At 37.4% G+C, this 16,114-nt stretch carries 16 protein-coding genes; 14 read left to right on the top strand and 2 right to left on the bottom strand.

Features of this window, described 5'->3' with window-relative positions; translation table 11 throughout:
* Window positions 1-19: 19 nt before the first annotated feature.
* The 10 genes from ABZ559_RS06900 (at window position 20) to ABZ559_RS06945 (ending at window position 11,392) form a co-directional block, all read left to right on the top strand.
* Complete coding sequence (locus ABZ559_RS06900) at window positions 20-859, top strand: thymidylate synthase (RefSeq protein WP_277290713.1); 840 nt, start codon at window positions 20-22, stop codon at window positions 857-859.
* 103 nt (window positions 860-962) lie between these two features.
* Complete coding sequence (locus ABZ559_RS06905) at window positions 963-1,457, top strand: dihydrofolate reductase (protein WP_018375402.1); 495 nt, start codon at window positions 963-965, stop codon at window positions 1,455-1,457.
* Window positions 1,458-1,468: 11 nt separating this feature from the next.
* The gene (locus ABZ559_RS06910) at window positions 1,469-1,639 is read left to right on the top strand and encodes a hypothetical protein (protein ID WP_156812728.1); all 171 of its coding nucleotides are present in this window, start codon (window positions 1,469-1,471) and stop codon (window positions 1,637-1,639) included.
* Between the two features lie 20 nt (window positions 1,640-1,659).
* Window positions 1,660-2,889 (top strand): ATP-dependent Clp protease ATP-binding subunit ClpX, encoded by a 1,230-nt coding sequence (gene clpX / locus ABZ559_RS06915; RefSeq protein WP_367005672.1) that lies wholly within the window; start codon window positions 1,660-1,662, stop codon window positions 2,887-2,889.
* A 10-nt stretch (window positions 2,890-2,899) separates the two neighbouring features.
* On the top strand, window positions 2,900-3,496 hold the full coding sequence (gene yihA, locus ABZ559_RS06920; RefSeq protein ID WP_277290715.1) for a ribosome biogenesis GTP-binding protein YihA/YsxC: 597 nt from the start codon (window positions 2,900-2,902) through the stop codon (window positions 3,494-3,496).
* 323 nt (window positions 3,497-3,819) lie between these two features.
* A complete protein-coding gene (locus ABZ559_RS06925; RefSeq protein ID WP_367005673.1) occupies window positions 3,820-5,196 on the top strand; it encodes an amino acid permease in 1,377 nt (458 codons plus the stop codon).
* A 9-nt stretch (window positions 5,197-5,205) separates the two neighbouring features.
* The gene (gene mmuM / locus ABZ559_RS06930; protein WP_367005674.1) at window positions 5,206-6,156 is read left to right on the top strand and encodes a homocysteine S-methyltransferase; all 951 of its coding nucleotides are present in this window, start codon (window positions 5,206-5,208) and stop codon (window positions 6,154-6,156) included.
* Window positions 6,157-6,694: 538 nt separating this feature from the next.
* Window positions 6,695-9,241, top strand: a complete 2,547-nt coding sequence (locus ABZ559_RS06935) for a M1 family metallopeptidase (RefSeq protein WP_367005675.1) — start codon at window positions 6,695-6,697, stop codon at window positions 9,239-9,241.
* Between the two features lie 185 nt (window positions 9,242-9,426).
* On the top strand, window positions 9,427-10,101 hold the full coding sequence (locus tag ABZ559_RS06940; RefSeq protein WP_018375408.1) for a response regulator transcription factor: 675 nt from the start codon (window positions 9,427-9,429) through the stop codon (window positions 10,099-10,101).
* Window positions 10,091-11,392: a HAMP domain-containing sensor histidine kinase gene (locus ABZ559_RS06945; RefSeq protein WP_367005676.1), complete on the top strand. Its 1,302-nt coding sequence runs from the start codon at window positions 10,091-10,093 to the stop codon at window positions 11,390-11,392. Before ABZ559_RS06940 ends, ABZ559_RS06945 begins: the two co-directional genes overlap by 11 nt.
* Window positions 11,393-11,611: 219 nt before the next feature.
* Here ABZ559_RS06945 and rpsT read toward each other — a convergent pair whose 3' ends face one another.
* Both rpsT and coaA read right to left on the bottom strand, forming a co-directional pair.
* On the bottom strand, window positions 11,612-11,863 hold the full coding sequence (rpsT, locus tag ABZ559_RS06950; RefSeq protein ID WP_074486519.1) for a 30S ribosomal protein S20: 252 nt from the start codon (window positions 11,861-11,863) through the stop codon (window positions 11,612-11,614).
* A gap of 53 nt (window positions 11,864-11,916) precedes the next feature.
* On the bottom strand, window positions 11,917-12,837 hold the full coding sequence (coaA, locus tag ABZ559_RS06955; RefSeq protein ID WP_018375410.1) for a type I pantothenate kinase: 921 nt from the start codon (window positions 12,835-12,837) through the stop codon (window positions 11,917-11,919).
* A gap of 268 nt (window positions 12,838-13,105) precedes the next feature.
* Here coaA and ABZ559_RS06960 point away from each other — a divergent pair, with 268 nt between their 5' ends.
* The 4 genes from ABZ559_RS06960 to ABZ559_RS06975 are packed head-to-tail and all read left to right on the top strand — an operon-like array spanning window position 13,106 to window position 16,023.
* Complete coding sequence (locus ABZ559_RS06960) at window positions 13,106-13,696, top strand: class I SAM-dependent methyltransferase (RefSeq protein ID WP_367005677.1); 591 nt, start codon at window positions 13,106-13,108, stop codon at window positions 13,694-13,696.
* On the top strand, window positions 13,693-14,970 hold the full coding sequence (locus tag ABZ559_RS06965; protein WP_367005678.1) for a pyrimidine-nucleoside phosphorylase: 1,278 nt from the start codon (window positions 13,693-13,695) through the stop codon (window positions 14,968-14,970). Before ABZ559_RS06960 ends, ABZ559_RS06965 begins: the two co-directional genes overlap by 4 nt.
* A 17-nt stretch (window positions 14,971-14,987) precedes the next feature.
* Entirely contained in the window at window positions 14,988-15,647 is a 660-nt protein-coding gene (gene deoC / locus ABZ559_RS06970) for a deoxyribose-phosphate aldolase (RefSeq protein ID WP_018375413.1), read from the top strand.
* The gene (locus tag ABZ559_RS06975; RefSeq protein WP_018375414.1) at window positions 15,634-16,023 is read left to right on the top strand and encodes a cytidine deaminase; all 390 of its coding nucleotides are present in this window, start codon (window positions 15,634-15,636) and stop codon (window positions 16,021-16,023) included. Before deoC ends, ABZ559_RS06975 begins: the two co-directional genes overlap by 14 nt.
* Window positions 16,024-16,114: the final 91 nt, after the last annotated feature.

Below are 16,114 nucleotides of genomic sequence, written 5' to 3' on the forward strand. Positions count from 1 at the left end.
AGTTTTATAAGGGGTAATTATGACAAAAGCAGATAAGATTTTTAAAGACAATATCTCAAAGATTTTAAATGAAGGCGTTTGGTCTGAACAAGCTCGTCCAAAGTACAAGGACGGTACAACTGCCAATTCAAAATATATCACAGGCGCTTTTGCAGAATATGATCTAAGTAAAGGAGAATTTCCGATTACAACTTTACGACCAATTGCTATTAAATCTGCTATTAAGGAAGTCTTATGGATTTATCAAGATCAGTCAAACAGTCTAGATATCTTAGAAGACAAATATAATGTGCATTACTGGAACGACTGGGAAGTCAATGGAACGCGAACTATTGGTATTCGCTATGGTGCTGTAGTCAAAAAGCATAATATTATTAACAAAATTCTCAAACAACTAGAAGAAAACCCTTGGAATCGCCGCAATGTTATTTCCCTTTGGGATTACGAGGCTTTTGAGGAATCGGCAGGGCTTTTGCCGTGTGCGTTTCAGACCATGTTTGATGTCCGTCGTGTAGATGGTCAGATTTATCTTGATGCAACTCTTACACAACGCTCAAATGACATGCTCGTGGCGCACCATATCAATGCCATGCAATATGTTGCCCTTCAAATGATGATTGCCAAACATTTTGGTTGGCAAGTTGGTAAGTTTTTTTATTTTATTAACAACTTACACATTTACGATAACCAGTTTGATAATGCACAAGAATTACTTCGTCGTGAGCCGTCCAATTGTCAACCACGATTGGTATTAAACGTTCCAGATGGTACCAATTTTTTTGAAATTAAACCTGAAGATTTTGAATTAGTTGATTATGACCCTGTTAAACCCCAACTTAAATTTGATTTAGCTATCTAGAACGCAGCAGAGTTTTATCTCTGCATTTTTTAGGGAAATTTGATAAAATGGACTAAGACAATCTGATACCAATAGAGAGGAAGAAACTCTGACAAGCAAGACTATGACAAAAAAACTAATTGCCATTTGGGCTGAGGATGACAATCATCTGATTGGAGTCAACGAGAGATTACCTTGGCGCCTGCCAAAAGAATTACAACATTTCAAAGAAACGACTATGGGACAGGCTTTATTGATGGGACGTGTCACATTTGATGGTATGAATCGTCGTATTTTGCCAGGTCGTGAGACCTTAATCTTGACTAGAGATTCTGATTTTGAAGCAGACGGTATTATTCCTGTTCATAGCGTAGAAGAAGCATTGCAGTGGTTTAAAAATCAAGATAAAAACCTTTACATCGTAGGTGGTGCCAGTATTTATAAGGCATTTGAAAGTCATTATAATCAGTTGATTAAAACCTCTGTTCATGGTGTTTTTGAAGGAGATACATATTTTCCAAATCTTAATTTATCAGGTTTTCGTGAAGTTTCTCAGACTTTCTATGAAAAAGACGAGAAAAACGCTTTTGATTTTACCGTCACTGTATTTGAAAGGTAGGAAAGGAAGCTATGCAAAGAAGTATTTTTGGTATTTTTACAGCGTTTTTGTGTGCTATTTGCGTCTTAACAGCTATTCCTGCCTTTCGTAGGAGACGTTATGGTCTGGGCATTCTATTACTTTTAAACGCCTTTACCAATTTAGTCAATACCATACATGCCTTTTATGGCACATTATTTTAGATTAGAATTTAGAGGAAATCATGGCTGGAAATCGAACTAACGATATTAAAGTACATTGCTCGTTTTGTGGAAAAAGTCAAGACGAGGTTAGAAAAATCATTGCGGGCAATGGTGTATTCATCTGTAATGAGTGCGTGACATTGTCCCAAGAAATAATAAAAGAAGAAATGGCAGAAGAAGTTTTAGCAGATTTGGCCGAAGTTCCAAAACCAAAAGAATTACTGGCAACACTCAACGAATATGTTATTGGTCAAGATCGTGCCAAACGTGCTCTTGCTGTCGCTGTTTACAATCATTATAAGCGCATCAGTTTTACTGAAAGTCGCGATGATAGTGATGTTGATTTACAAAAATCAAACATTCTTATGATTGGCCCAACAGGTTCTGGCAAGACCTTCTTAGCACAAACCTTAGCTAAAAGCCTTAACGTTCCATTTGCTATCGCAGATGCTACTTCATTGACCGAAGCTGGTTATGTGGGAGAGGATGTCGAAAATATCCTTCTAAAACTTATTCAAGCGGCTGATTATAACGTTGAACGTGCTGAACGTGGAATCATTTACGTTGATGAAATTGATAAAATCGCCAAAAAAGGTGAAAATGTATCTATCACGCGTGATGTTTCTGGCGAAGGAGTTCAGCAGGCTCTCTTAAAAATCATTGAGGGTACAGTTGCTAGCGTACCACCTCAAGGCGGCCGGAAACATCCAAATCAAGAAATGATTCAAATTGATACTAAAAATATTCTTTTTATCGTCGGCGGTGCTTTTGATGGTATCGAAGACATTGTCAAGCAACGTTTGGGTGAGAAAATCATTGGCTTTGGACAAAATAATAAAAAAATCGATGATGATGCGTCCTATATGCAGGAAATTATTTCAGAAGACATTCAAAAATTTGGACTTATCCCCGAGTTTATCGGTCGCTTACCTGTTGTAGCAGCCCTTGAACAATTAACCGCTGAAGATTTAGTACGTATCTTAACCGAGCCACGAAATGCTCTTGTTAAGCAATATCAGGCCCTCCTGTCATATGATGGTGTTGATCTTGAGTTTGACGACGATGCTTTGATTGCTATTGCAAATAAAGCGATTGAGCGTAAGACAGGTGCGCGTGGTCTTCGTTCGATCATTGAAGAAACCATGTTAGACATCATGTTTGAAATTCCTAGTCAGGAAGAAGTGACCAAAGTTCGTATTACAAAAGAAGCCGTTGAAGGTAAAGATAAGCCAATTCTAGAAATTGCCTGAGGAGGAAGTTATGGCAGAAGAGTATTTAAATACCCACAATGCTGACTTACTTTTAAGTGCGGCCAACAAATCGCATTATCCTCAGGATAATTTACCGGAGGTTGCCCTAGCAGGTCGTTCAAACGTTGGAAAATCCAGTTTTATCAATACTTTACTTGGACGAAAAAATTTAGCCAGAACCTCTAGCAAACCCGGCAAGACACAATTACTTAATTTTTACAATATCGATGACAAACTACGTTTTGTTGATGTTCCTGGCTATGGCTATGCTAAAGTTTCTAAAGCTGAACGTGCTAAGTGGGGGAAGATGATCGAGGAATATCTAACCAGTCGTGAAAACCTACGTGTGGTGGTTAGTTTGGTTGATTTTCGTCATGACCCTAGTGCTGATGATATTCAAATGTATGAATTTCTCAAATATTATGAAATTCCTGTCATTGTTGTAGCTACCAAGGCTGACAAAGTTCCAAGAGGTAAATGGAATAAGCACGAGTCTGCCATCAAGAAAAAACTCAACTTTGAAAAATCCGATCACTTTATCATATTCTCATCAGTTGATCGTACAGGTTTGGATGAATCTTGGGATACCATTTTATCAGAATTATAAGTAAAGAGACTGAAGTAGTTCACATGATTACTATTAATGAAGTGAACTTTCTCAGTCTCTTCTTTAATAATCCGATAATCAATACCCTTCAAAAATAAAACTTAGACGTTGTTGTCTTGATTTGACTAACTTCAGTTTTATCTGCATCGTCTAGTCTGATTTTCATTGTGTATAAGATGACTTTTATCAACACTTCTTAAAAAAGATATAATTTGATCTGTTATCAAATTATATAGATTTTTGCTAAGGAAGTGATAGAAAATGCCTATTATCCATAGGTCAAATATTATGCTATGATAGAAATATCACTGATTGGAGGTACTATGGAAAATCATCACTTTGAAAACGAAGGTCAATTTCAACGAAAAATGACCAGTAGACATTTATTTATGTTGTCTTTAGGCGGTGTTATAGGAACTGGTTTGTTTTTAAGTTCAGGTTATACCATTGCACAGGCTGGACCCTTAGGGGCTGTATTATCTTATTTAGTTGGTGCTGTAGTGGTTTACTTGGTCATGCTATCCTTAGGAGAATTAGCAGTAGCCATGCCTGTCACAGGGTCATTCCACACCTATGCTACTAAGTTTATCAGCCCTGGTACGGGGTTTACCGTCGCTTGGCTTTATTGGATTTGTTGGACCGTTGCCTTGGGAACAGAATTCTTAGGAGCAGCCATGTTAATGGGACGCTGGTTTCCTGATGTTCCAACATGGGTGTTTGCGACACTTTTTGCTGTCATTATTTTTGGTATAAATGCTTTGAGCGTCCGTTCCTTTGCAGAAGCTGAATCTATTTTCTCATCCATCAAAGTTATTGCTATTATTGTCTTCATCATCCTAGGCTTGGGTGCTATGCTTGGTTTAGTTTCTTTTGAAGGACAACATAAGATTATTCTCTTTACTCACTTGACTTCTCACGGAGCCTTTCCAAAAGGTTTTGCTGCAGTGGTCTCCGTCATGCTGGCAGTTAATTATGCCTTTTCTGGAACGGAATTGATAGGAATTGCAGCAGGTGAGACTGATAACCCCAATGAGGCTGTACCCAAGGCAATCAAGACAACAATTGGTCGCTTGGTCATTTTCTTCATTTTGACTATCGTGGTTTTAGCTTCTCTTTTACCGATGGAAGAAGCGGGGGTATCTACAGCACCTTTTGTTGATGTCTTTGATAAAATGGGGATTCCTTTTGCTGCAGATATTATGAATTTTGTTATCTTGACCGCTATTTTATCTGCTGGAAATTCAGGACTCTACGCTTCAAGCCGAATGCTCTGGTCCTTGGCAAATGAAGGCATGCTATCCAAAAAAGTGGTTAAAATAAATCGTCACGGTGTTCCTATGCGTGCTTTGTTATTTTCCATGGCTGGCGCAGTTCTGTCACTCTTTTCAAGTCTTTACGCTGCTGATACCGTCTATCTAGCACTTGTCTCCATCGCTGGTTTTGCTGTTGTGATAGTCTGGTTGTCCATACCAATGGCTCAAATTAATTTCCGAAAACAATTTTTGAAAGAACACGGCTTAGATGAGCTATCATTTAAAACACCCTTTACGCCGCTGCTTCCCTATCTGACTATTGTCTTGTTAGTAATTTCTGTCATTGGTATTGCATGGGACTCATCACAGCGAGCGGGACTTTACTTTGGACTACCTTTCATGATTTTCTGTTATGTTTATCATTATTTGCATTTTAAAAAGTGGTAGGAGTATGCTATGGGACAATTTAAAAACTTACTTGAAAAGCAAGATTACATTATTTTAGATGGTGCGTTGGGAACAGAACTTGAAAAACGTGGCTTTGATGTGACTGGCAAACTTTGGTCCGCCAAATACCTACTTGAAAATCCTCAAGTTATTAAGGATCTTCACAGAACTTATTTAGAAGCTGGAGCAGATATCTTAACAACTTCTAGTTATCAGGCTACTATTCAAGGTTTAGAAGATGTTGGGCTCCCTACACCTGCCGCACTTGACATTGTGCGCCTATCTGTTCAATTAGCTAAAGAAGCTAGAGAGGAGTTTTGGACCTCTTTATCGGATGACGAAAAAATGAAACGACCATTTCCACTCATCTCAGGAGATGTTGGGCCTTACGCTGCTTATCTGTCTGATGGCTCTGAGTATACCGGTGCTTACAAACTAACAGTAGAGGAATATAAAGATTTTCATCGGCTACGTATTCAAATTCTAATAGAAGCTGGTAGCGATTTATTGGGAATTGAGACCATTCCCAACGTATATGAGGCAGAGGCCTTGCTTGAATTGCTCGCAATAGAATTTCCAACTGTTGAGGCCTATATGTCTTTTACAGCACAAAATAACTCACATATTTCAGATGGAACTCCCATTGAAGAAGTAGCAAAGATGATTCATTTCAATCAACAAGTTCTTGCTTTTGGTATCAACTGTAGTGCACCCAAAGTATTTGATGGTCTATTGGAACGTATTCGTAAAGTTTCAGACAAACCTTTAGTAGCATACCCAAACTCGGGTGAAATTTACGATGGGACTAGCCAGACTTGGAAATCTCTTCCTGATAATTCACGTACTCTACTCGAAAATGCTTTGCAATGGCACAAAAAGGGTGTGAAGGTAGTTGGTGGATGTTGTCGAACCAGTCCAGAAGATATTGCATATCTGTCAGAGGCTATCCGTGGTCGGTGATTCCAATAGAAACTGTCATTTTAGTCCCATATTTTGATATGTATTTGATGTTGTATAGTCAGTTAGTTTATCCTTTATTACTTCGACGTAAAAGGAAACTCTATTTCCTTATTTCCAACTTCAAACACTCCACCGGATTGTTTGAACTCGCCTTGCTGTACTCCAGTACCGCCTGCAGCTCGTTGCCTAGTACTAAAAGACTATAAATCATGAAGAATTCTGATGTTTTTACCTTTCAATATAATTAGATTTGGATAGTCTTAAGATATTCCCTATGAGTCTTTCAAATGAGTTGTTTAATTACTTTTCATTGTAGGTCATATGGGAATTTTTGTACACATTCAAAATAATCTCTCTTTTCTATCTTGAGAACTGAGAGGTAATAGATAAGAAGGTGCTTATTAAAAAGTAAATTTACCAAAAATAATTTGAAATATGATATAATGATAAAGTTTGTTGAATGTTCATTGAAATCAGATTTGGAAGCAAGTTTAGCTTTTTTAACTGATTTGAACAAATACTGAATAAGAGGAGTTATATGAAAACTGTAGAACATTTTGTTGAAAAGTTTGTTCCCGAAAACTACAATATTTTCTTAGATATTAATCGTGAAAATAAAACGTTTTTTGGTAATGTTGCCATTGCTGGTGAAGCTTTAGACAACTATATGTCATTGCATCAGAAAGAGTTATCAATCACTTCGGTCTTACTAGATAACGAGAGTTTATCCTTTGAAATGGATGATGAGAATGAAGCGGTTCATATTGAACTACCAGAAACTGGAACACTAACTCTGGTTATTGAATTTTCTGGTAAAATTACAGATAATATGACTGGAATTTACCCATCTTACTACACGGTTGATGGTGTAAAAAAAGAGGTTATTTCTACACAATTTGAAAGTCATTTTGCTCGTGAGGCTTTTCCATCGGTTGATGAACCTGAAGCGAAAGCGACTTTTGACTTATCATTGAAGTTTGATCAAGTAGAGGGAGAAATTGCTCTTTCGAATATGCCAGAAAGTAATGTTGAACGACGTCAAGAAACTGGCATTTGGACCTTTGCAACGACACCACGGATGTCGTCTTACCTGCTTGCTTTTGCTTTAGGTGAATTGCAAGGTAAAACAGCTCATACAAAAAACGGAACTCTTGTAGGTTCTTATGCCACTAAAGCTCACAAGCCTTCTGCACTTGATTTCTCGCTTGATATTGCAGTTCGTGTTATTGAGTTTTATGAAGAATATTTTGGAGTGAAATACCCAATTCCACAATCTTTACATGTCGCTCTGCCTGATTTTTCTTCTGGAGCCATGGAAAACTGGGGGCTTGTGACTTACCGCGAAGTTTATTTACTTGTTGATGAAAATTCAACAGTTACAAGCCGTCAGCAAGTAGCGCTTGTGATTGCCCATGAGGTTGCTCACCAGTGGTTTGGTAACCTTGTAACGATGAAATGGTGGGATGATCTTTGGCTCAACGAATCTTTTGCAAATATGATGGAATATGTTGCTATTGATGCTATTGAACCAAGCTGGAATATTTTTGAAGATTTTCAAACAACAGGTGCGCCTCTCGCTCTCAAACGCGATGCGACAGATGGTGTGCAATCTGTTCATGTAGAAGTTCATCATCCCGATGAAATCAACACTCTTTTTGATCCTGCTATTGTTTATGCCAAAGGTAGTCGCTTAATGCATATGCTTCGTCGCTGGCTTGGCGATGATGACTTTAGAGCGGGTCTCAAAATTTATTTCGAGCGTCATCAATACTCAAATACTATGGGACGTGATCTTTGGAATGCTCTGGGTGAGGCCTCAGATAAAGACGTCGCGGCCTTTATGGATGCTTGGTTGGAACAGTCGGGATATCCTGTTTTGACTGCAAGTGTTGAAAATGATAACCTTATTCTTCGACAAAAACAATTCTTTATTGGTCAAGCTGAAGATAGGGGGCGAATTTGGCCTTTACCATTGAACAGTACCTGGGTAGGCCTGCCAGATATTATGACAGAAGCGGAGATGGTCATCCCAGAATTTGCTAAACTTGCATCTCAAAATGTCGGCACAGCACTTCGTTTTAATACAGAAAATACGGCACATTACATCACAAATTATCAAGGGCAGTTACTGGAGTCGCTTTTAGATAGTTTGACAGACTTGGATGCAATGGCAAAATTACAAATCATACAGGAACGTCGTTTATTGGCTGAAAGTGGCGAAATTTCGTATGCTGACCTTGTCCCAGTGATTGCAGGTCTTACTGATGAAACCTCCTATCTTGTATCGGCCGCAATAAGTCAAGTTACTTCTGGTTTAAAACGTTTTGTGGATGACGACACAGTAGCAGATGCAGCCTATAAGCACTTGCTTGAGTCTATTTTTATTAAGAATTACGAGCGACTTGGTTTTGAACCCAAAGTTGGTGAGGCAGATGAAGATGAAATGGTTCGTCAAAATGCCTTAAACGCAGTATTATATGCTGATAATGCTAGTGCGGTTGCTGAAGCATCAGCTATTTTCCAAAAATATGCTGACAATATTGAAGCAATTCCAGCCTCTATCCGTTTGATAGTTCTATCAAATCAAATGAAACGCTCAGAAACGCCAGAATTGGTTGAACTTTACTTGTCAACTTATGTGAAAACAAACGATGGCACCTTCCGTCGTCAACTTGCTTTAGCACTTTCTTATACTAAATCTAACACGACTGTGGTACGTATCTTGTCTGAATTAAAAAATAAAGATGTGGTTAAACCTCAAGACTTAGCTATGAGTTGGTATTTGCCATTCTTGAGTCGTGAATTTACTCAAAACGCCTTCTGGACATGGTCTCGTGACAATTGGGAGTGGATTAAGTCTGCACTTGGAGGTGATATGAGCTTTGATAAGTTTGTTATTTATCCTTCAAATGTTTTTAAAACAGCAGAACGTTTAGCTGAGTATAAAGAATTCTTTGAACCACAATTAGATGATATGGCTATTAGCCGTAACATTAAAATGGGGATAAATGAAATCACAGCTAGACTTACTTTAATTGAAAAGGATAAGGCTGCTGTCGAGGCTGCTTTGTTAGCGGCTAAATAAAAAGGTTTGCAATAGAGGATGAAAAATAATCCTAGAGAGAATGAGTTGCGTTCTCTCTTTTTTTGTTTAGAAAAACTTAAGAAATATTGTTTACAATATGATGTAATAATTTTTTGGATTTTTTAAATAAGTAGAAGCGTTATTCTTAAAAGTCATGTTATAATAGGTAAAAAAGGAGTAAAGGTATGATAAAGATTTTATTAGTTGAAGATGATTTAAATTTATCCAATTCTGTCTTTGATTTTTTAGACGACTTCGCAGACGTCATGCAAGTCTTTGATGGTGATGAGGGACTTTACGAGGCGGAGAGTGGCGTTTACGATATTATTCTTTTAGATTTGATGTTGCCAGAAAAGGATGGCTTTCAAGTTCTGAAGGAACTGAGAGAAAAAGGTGTGTCAACGCCAGTTCTCATTATGACAGCCAAAGAAGGTCTAGATGATAAAGGTCATGGATTTGAACTCGGTGCGGATGATTATTTGACCAAACCTTTTTACTTAGAAGAATTAAAAATGCGCATCCAAGCCCTTCTTAAACGTTCTGGTAAGATTAATGACAATTTTCTTCAATATGGGGATTTAGTAGTTGATACGTCTACAAATACAACCACAGTAAATGGAGAAGAAGTTGAATTATTGGGTAAAGAATTTGATTTATTGGTCTATTTTTTACAAAATCAAAATGTTATTTTACCTAAGTCACAAATTTTCGATAGAATATGGGGCTTTGACAGTGATACAACAATTTCAGTTGTTGAGGTATATGTGTCAAAAATTCGTAAGAAACTTAAAGGAACAGGTTTTGTTTCAAATCTGCAAACCTTGCGCAGCGTGGGGTATATTTTAAAAAATGCTGAATAGATTGAGAAAGCGTTTAGCTTCTGAAACATTTACCCATTTCTTTCATTTCTTTGCTGTATTTACAAGTATTTTTGTCATTATGACTACCATTATTCTGCAAATTATGCGTTATGGGGTTTATTCGTCGGTTGATACACGTTTACAAGAAGCAGTGAATTCATATGAATCTTATGTTAATATGGCTTTGGCACGTATCTTTTCGGTTGAAACGGATGGAGATGGCATAACTTTTAAATTCGATCCCGGTAAGAAACCTAACTATAAGGTTAGTAATATTGATGTTTTACTTTATGACAAAGAAGGCAATCTTTTAAACACTGTCGATGCTTACGCGCAATTTGGGACTGTTTCTTTGGATACCAGTAAATTAAATGAGATTGTTGATGGCCAACTTCAGACAAGTTTTGGACAGAAAGAAAAATTTCATTATGTGACAATTAAGGTAAGTAGTAGTGACTACCCCAGTGTAAAATATGCCACATTTCTTGTTAATGTAAGCCAATTAGATGAGGCAAATGATCGTTTTATCACTATTACGATTAGCGTAATGGTAGTGTTTTGGATTATTTCAGTTGCCGCTAGCGTTTATCTAGCAAAATGGTCTCGAAAACCGATTTTAGAAAGTTATGAAAAACAAAAATCCTTTGTCGAAAATGCTAGTCACGAATTAAGGACACCATTGGCTGTTTTGCAAAATCGTTTAGAAAGTTTGTTTAGAAAGCCAAATTCAACCATTTTAGACAACAGCGAGAGCATTGCAGCAAGTTTAGACGAGGTTCGGAATATGCGCTTGCTAACAACGAATCTTTTAAATCTTGCTAGGCGTGATGATGGTCTAAATCCAGAAATTGAAGATATTGTTCCAAATTTCATTGATGATATTTTTGAAAATTATAATATGATTGCTGAGGATAGTGGAAAAACATTTATTGGAAAAAATCAAACTAATCGAACCTTTAAATCTGATAAGACGCTACTAAAACAACTGATGACTATTCTATTTGATAATGCTATCAAATATACAGGGGACGATGGTGAAATTATTTTTACTGTTAAAACAACGGATAAGCAATTGATTTTACAAGTTGCTGATAATGGTCCTGGCATTGCAAATGAAGATAAAAAGAAAATTTTCGATCGTTTTTACCGCGTTGATAAGGCGAGGACACGCCAGAGTGGAGGATTTGGTCTAGGGTTATCACTGGCTCAGCAAATTGTTCACTCATTAAAAGGGACGATTGTTGTTAAGGATAATACTCCTAAGGGAACTATATTTGAGGTAAAATTATAAAAAGAAGCTTGGGACAAAATATACTTCCCAAACTTCTTTTTTATACTCTTTGAAAATCAAAATTATCCGTTGTCAACTTGCTTTGATGAACTCAAGTTCTATCGTCGGCTTCGTTTCCTAGGCTACTTTTGATTTTCATTGAGTATTAGGTTCTATAGTATCTGTAAGGCGATAAATTGAAGCAAAAGAAAAAACTCCGTTTGGAGTTTTCATTGGATATTAGTTAGCCAATTTTGCAGCAAGACGTGCTTTATCGCGGCTTGCTTTATTTTTATGAATCAAACCTTTAGTTTCGGCTTTATCGATGCTTGAAGAAGCAGCGCGGAAAAGCTCTTCAGTTGGGTTAGCTTCAAAAGCTTTGATTGCAGTACGCATAGCTGATTTTTGTGCTGAATTTTTTTCGTTTTGTTTAACGTTGAGTTCAGCGCGTTTGATAGCTGATTTAATATTTGCCAATGTTTTCACCTCCAAATTAATCTAACTATATCATTATATAGGAATTATTTAATTTTGGCAAGCCTTTATCACTTTTTCAGATAAATTTCATCAATTTTGTGGTTCTTAGATTTATGTAAAATAAGTTCAGCTCGGTTGCGTGTGGGTTCAATGTAATTTTCCAAATTAACCAGATTGATAGTTTTCCAGATATCTTTGGCTAATAGCAGAGCTTCTTTTCTTTTCATACTTGTAAAACGATTATAGTAGTTTGTTGGATCTGTTTCTGCAAGTTCTAACAGACTTTCAAAGCGTTCCAAATACCATTTTTCAATATTGTCACTGTCTGCATCAATGTAGATAGAAAAGTCAAAGTAATCATTCATGTAAAGACGATTGTTTTGCTGATTTTGAAAAACGTTAATACCTTCAAGGATTAAAAAGTCAGGTGTCTTAATTGTTTGTCTCTTATTTGGAACAATATCATAAATTTCATGTGAATAAACTGGAATTTGAGCAGATTCACCGTTCTTAATAGTATCAAGGAAGTTCAAAAGATTCTCCATATCATAGGATTCAGGAAAACCTTTTCGATCTAATATCCCTTGCTCAATCAATGTTTGATTTGGATAAAGAAAGCCGTCTGTAGTCACCATTTCAACAGTACTGCTTTTAAAAGTTCGAGAAAGTAGGAGTTGAAGTAGTCGGCTTGTTGTTGACTTTCCAACGGCAACAGATCCAGAAATACCGATAATGAAGGGACGATTGCTGACATCTTTTTTCAAGAAAATGCTTTTGGCAAAGGAAAGATTTTCTTGATTGTTTTTATAAATCTGAATAAGGCTAATAAGGGGTAAGTAAACATCAATAACATCTTGGATATTGATGCTATCGTTTAAACTTTTGATAGAATCCAACTCTTCTTCTGTGAGTAATGGTTGTGATTTTTGATGCAATTCCTGCCAAGATTGGCGAGAAATTTTGTCAAAATTGATGAATTCAGTTGTCATTAAGCACTCCTCTTATGGCTGATGTTATTATTATAGCACTTTCATAAAAATGTAGAAATTTTTTTGGATAACATTTTTAAGTTATTTGTTTGAAATAATTTGAAAGGTCGAACGATGCGATTTTATGAGGTGACGCTATATTTTAAAAATTATCGAATGTTCGTATAAACCGAATGTTCCAAGCTGTTTGTATGATTTTTCACAACTTGTAAACCATTACAAACTGTGTTAGAATGTTAAAGCATCCTAAAAAAGAATAGGAGAATTCATGGCTAAAATGTATTATGCAGAGAATCCTGACAGTGCTCATGATATTCACGAACTTAAGGTAACACTTTTAGGTGATAAATTCAGTTTTTTGACGGATTCCGGTGTTTTTTCTAAAAAGATGATCGATTTTGGAAGTCAATTGCTTTTGAACAATCTTCATTTCAGCGAAGGGGACACCTTATTAGATGTCGGCTGTGGCTACGGTCCATTAGGCCTTGCACTTGCTAAAGTACAAGGTGTTAAAGCAACAATGGTGGATATTAATAATAGGGCGCTAGATTTAGCGAAACAGAATGCCGAAAAAAATGATGTTGAAGCGGTGATTCTTTCGTCAAATATTTACGAGTCGGTGTCTGGTTACTTTGACCATGTGATTAGCAACCCTCCAATTAGAGCGGGAAAGCAGGTGGTTCATACAATCATTGAAGAAAGTAAAAATCATCTTTTGGAAGATGGTGATTTAACCATTGTTATTCAGAAAAAGCAAGGGGCACCTAGTGCTAAAGCTAAGATGGAAGAAGTTTTTGGCAATGTTGAGGTAGTTAAGAAAGATAAAGGATATTATATCCTTAGAAGCGTGAAAGAATGAGAGCAGTTGATTTAATTCAAAAAAAACGTGAGGGAGAGGAACTCAGCACTGAAGAGATTAAATGGTTGATTGAGAGTTATGTTGCTGGAACCGTTCCTGATTATCAAATGTCAGCTTTTGCAATGGCCGTTTATTTTAAGGGCATGACCATGCGTGAAACGCGAGATTTGACAATGACGATGGTTGGCACAGGAGAGCAGATTGATTTATCAGCCATTGCTGGAATTAAGACGGATAAACATTCGACTGGTGGTGTAGGTGACAAGGTCACGCTGATTTTGGCACCTCTGGTAGCTAGTTTTGGTGTTCCAGTTGCAAAAATGAGCGGAAGAGGTTTGGGCCACACTGGCGGAACCTTGGACAAATTGGAAGCTATCAAAGGCTTCCAAGTCGAACGCAATCAAGAGGATTTTATCAAGCAAGTACAAGAAATAGGTGTGTCAGTGATCGGTCAGTCTGATAAATTGGTTAAGGCTGACAAGATGCTTTATGCCCTTAGAGATGTTACGGCAACAGTCGATATTATTCCTTTAATCGCCAGCTCAGTCATGAGTAAGAAAATAGCAGCAGGTGCAGATAGGATCCTTTTAGATGTAACCGTGGGAGATGGTGCCTTTATGAAAACCATAGATGACGCTGTAAAACTTTCAGAAACCATGGTTGCACTTGGAAATGAGGTTGGCCGTAAAACCATTGCAGTCATTACTGACATGAGTCAACCTTTGGGACAAGCCATAGGCAATCGTCTGGAAGTCCTTGAAGCTCTTCAAATCATGCAGGGACAAGGTCGTACCGATGTTACACACTTCATCTGCGAATTGGCGCAAATTATGCTAAGATTAGCTGGAGTTAAGTGCTCCTTAGATGTTATTCATGAACATTTAGTCAATGGTGAGACGTTAAAGAAATTTGAGGCTATGGTATCTGCGCAGGGAGGAAATCTAGAAGATTTGTACAGACCATCGGCAGCAAAAGTTATTACAGAAATTAGAGCAGAAGCTGAAGGCTATATCGAAGCTTTACCAGCCTTGGAATTTGGGCTTTTTGCAATGAGGTTGGGTGCTGGACGAGCAGTTAAGTCGGATAAACTTGATTACGAAACAGGTATTGTCTTTGAAAAGAAAATTGGTGATTCTGTTCAGATAGGAGAACTCGTAGCCAAGGTCTATTCAGAGGAAGTTTTAGAGACAAAATTACTTACAGAATTTCAAAAAAATGTTAAAATAGGTAGAACGCAAGTGACGCCAAAAGAAATTATAAGAATTATTTCATAGAGAGGAGATATGATGAGATGCTAAATAAATACATCGATCATACCTTGTTAAAGCCTGACAGTACTCAGGAACAAATTGATAAACTTATTGCAGAGGCCGTTGAATATGGGTTCGCCAGTGTTTGTGTCAATCCTACTTGGGTAGCTCATTCAGCCAAGGCACTTAAAGATTCAGATGTTAATGTTTGTACAGTGATTGGTTTTCCTTTAGGAGCAAACACAAGTGCAACAAAGGCATTCGAAACAAAAAATGCTGTTGCAAATGGTGCTGATGAGATTGATATGGTTATCAATATTGGTGCTTTAAAATCTGGTGATTACCAACTAGTTGAAGATGATATTCGTGCTGTTGTTGAAGCCAGCGGGGAAAAGTTAGTAAAAGTCATCATTGAGGCATGTCTGTTGACAGAACAGGAAAAAGTAAAAGCATGCCAGTTGTCTGTTGCTGCTGGTGCTGATTATGTTAAGACATCAACTGGTTTTTCTACACACGGTGCGACTGTTGCGGATGTGACTTTGATGCGTCAAACTGTCGGACCAAATATTGGTGTCAAGGCGGCTGGTGGAGCACGCTCTTTTGCAGATGCTCAGGCTTTTATTAAAGCAGGTGCTACTCGTATCGGAACTTCAGCTGGTGTTGCAATAGTTTCGGGAGAAGTTGCTGATGGCGGATACTAATCTCGTAGACTTGGCTATAAAAGCCAGTCAAAAAGCCTATGTTCCTTATTCGCATTTTCCTATTGGCGCTGCAGTTAGAACTAAGGAAGGTAAGGTATTTACTGGTTGCAATATTGAGAATGCTAGTTTTGGTTTGACAAACTGTGGAGAGCGAACAGCTATTTTTAAAGCAGTCTCTGAAGGATTCACAGAATTTGACGAAATTGCCATTTATGGAACGAGTGAGGAGCCTATTTCACCTTGTGGGGCTTGCCGTCAAGTGATGGCTGAGTTTTTCGAACCCAGTGCTCAAGTTACCTTGATTTCAAAAAGTGGCAAGACACTAGTGACGACAGTCCAGGATTTACTTCCCTATTCTTTTACAAATTTGAACTAATTTTGTGAGGATTATTAATTTGTTATTTTAGCCATAAGGCTTGATAAATATTTTTTTGCAACTTAGTTGCGATAAGTTTTTTAGGAGGGTT

Source organism: Streptococcus sp. ZY19097 (assembly GCF_040731245.1).
Lineage (GTDB): Bacteria > Bacillota > Bacilli > Lactobacillales > Streptococcaceae > Streptococcus > Streptococcus orisratti.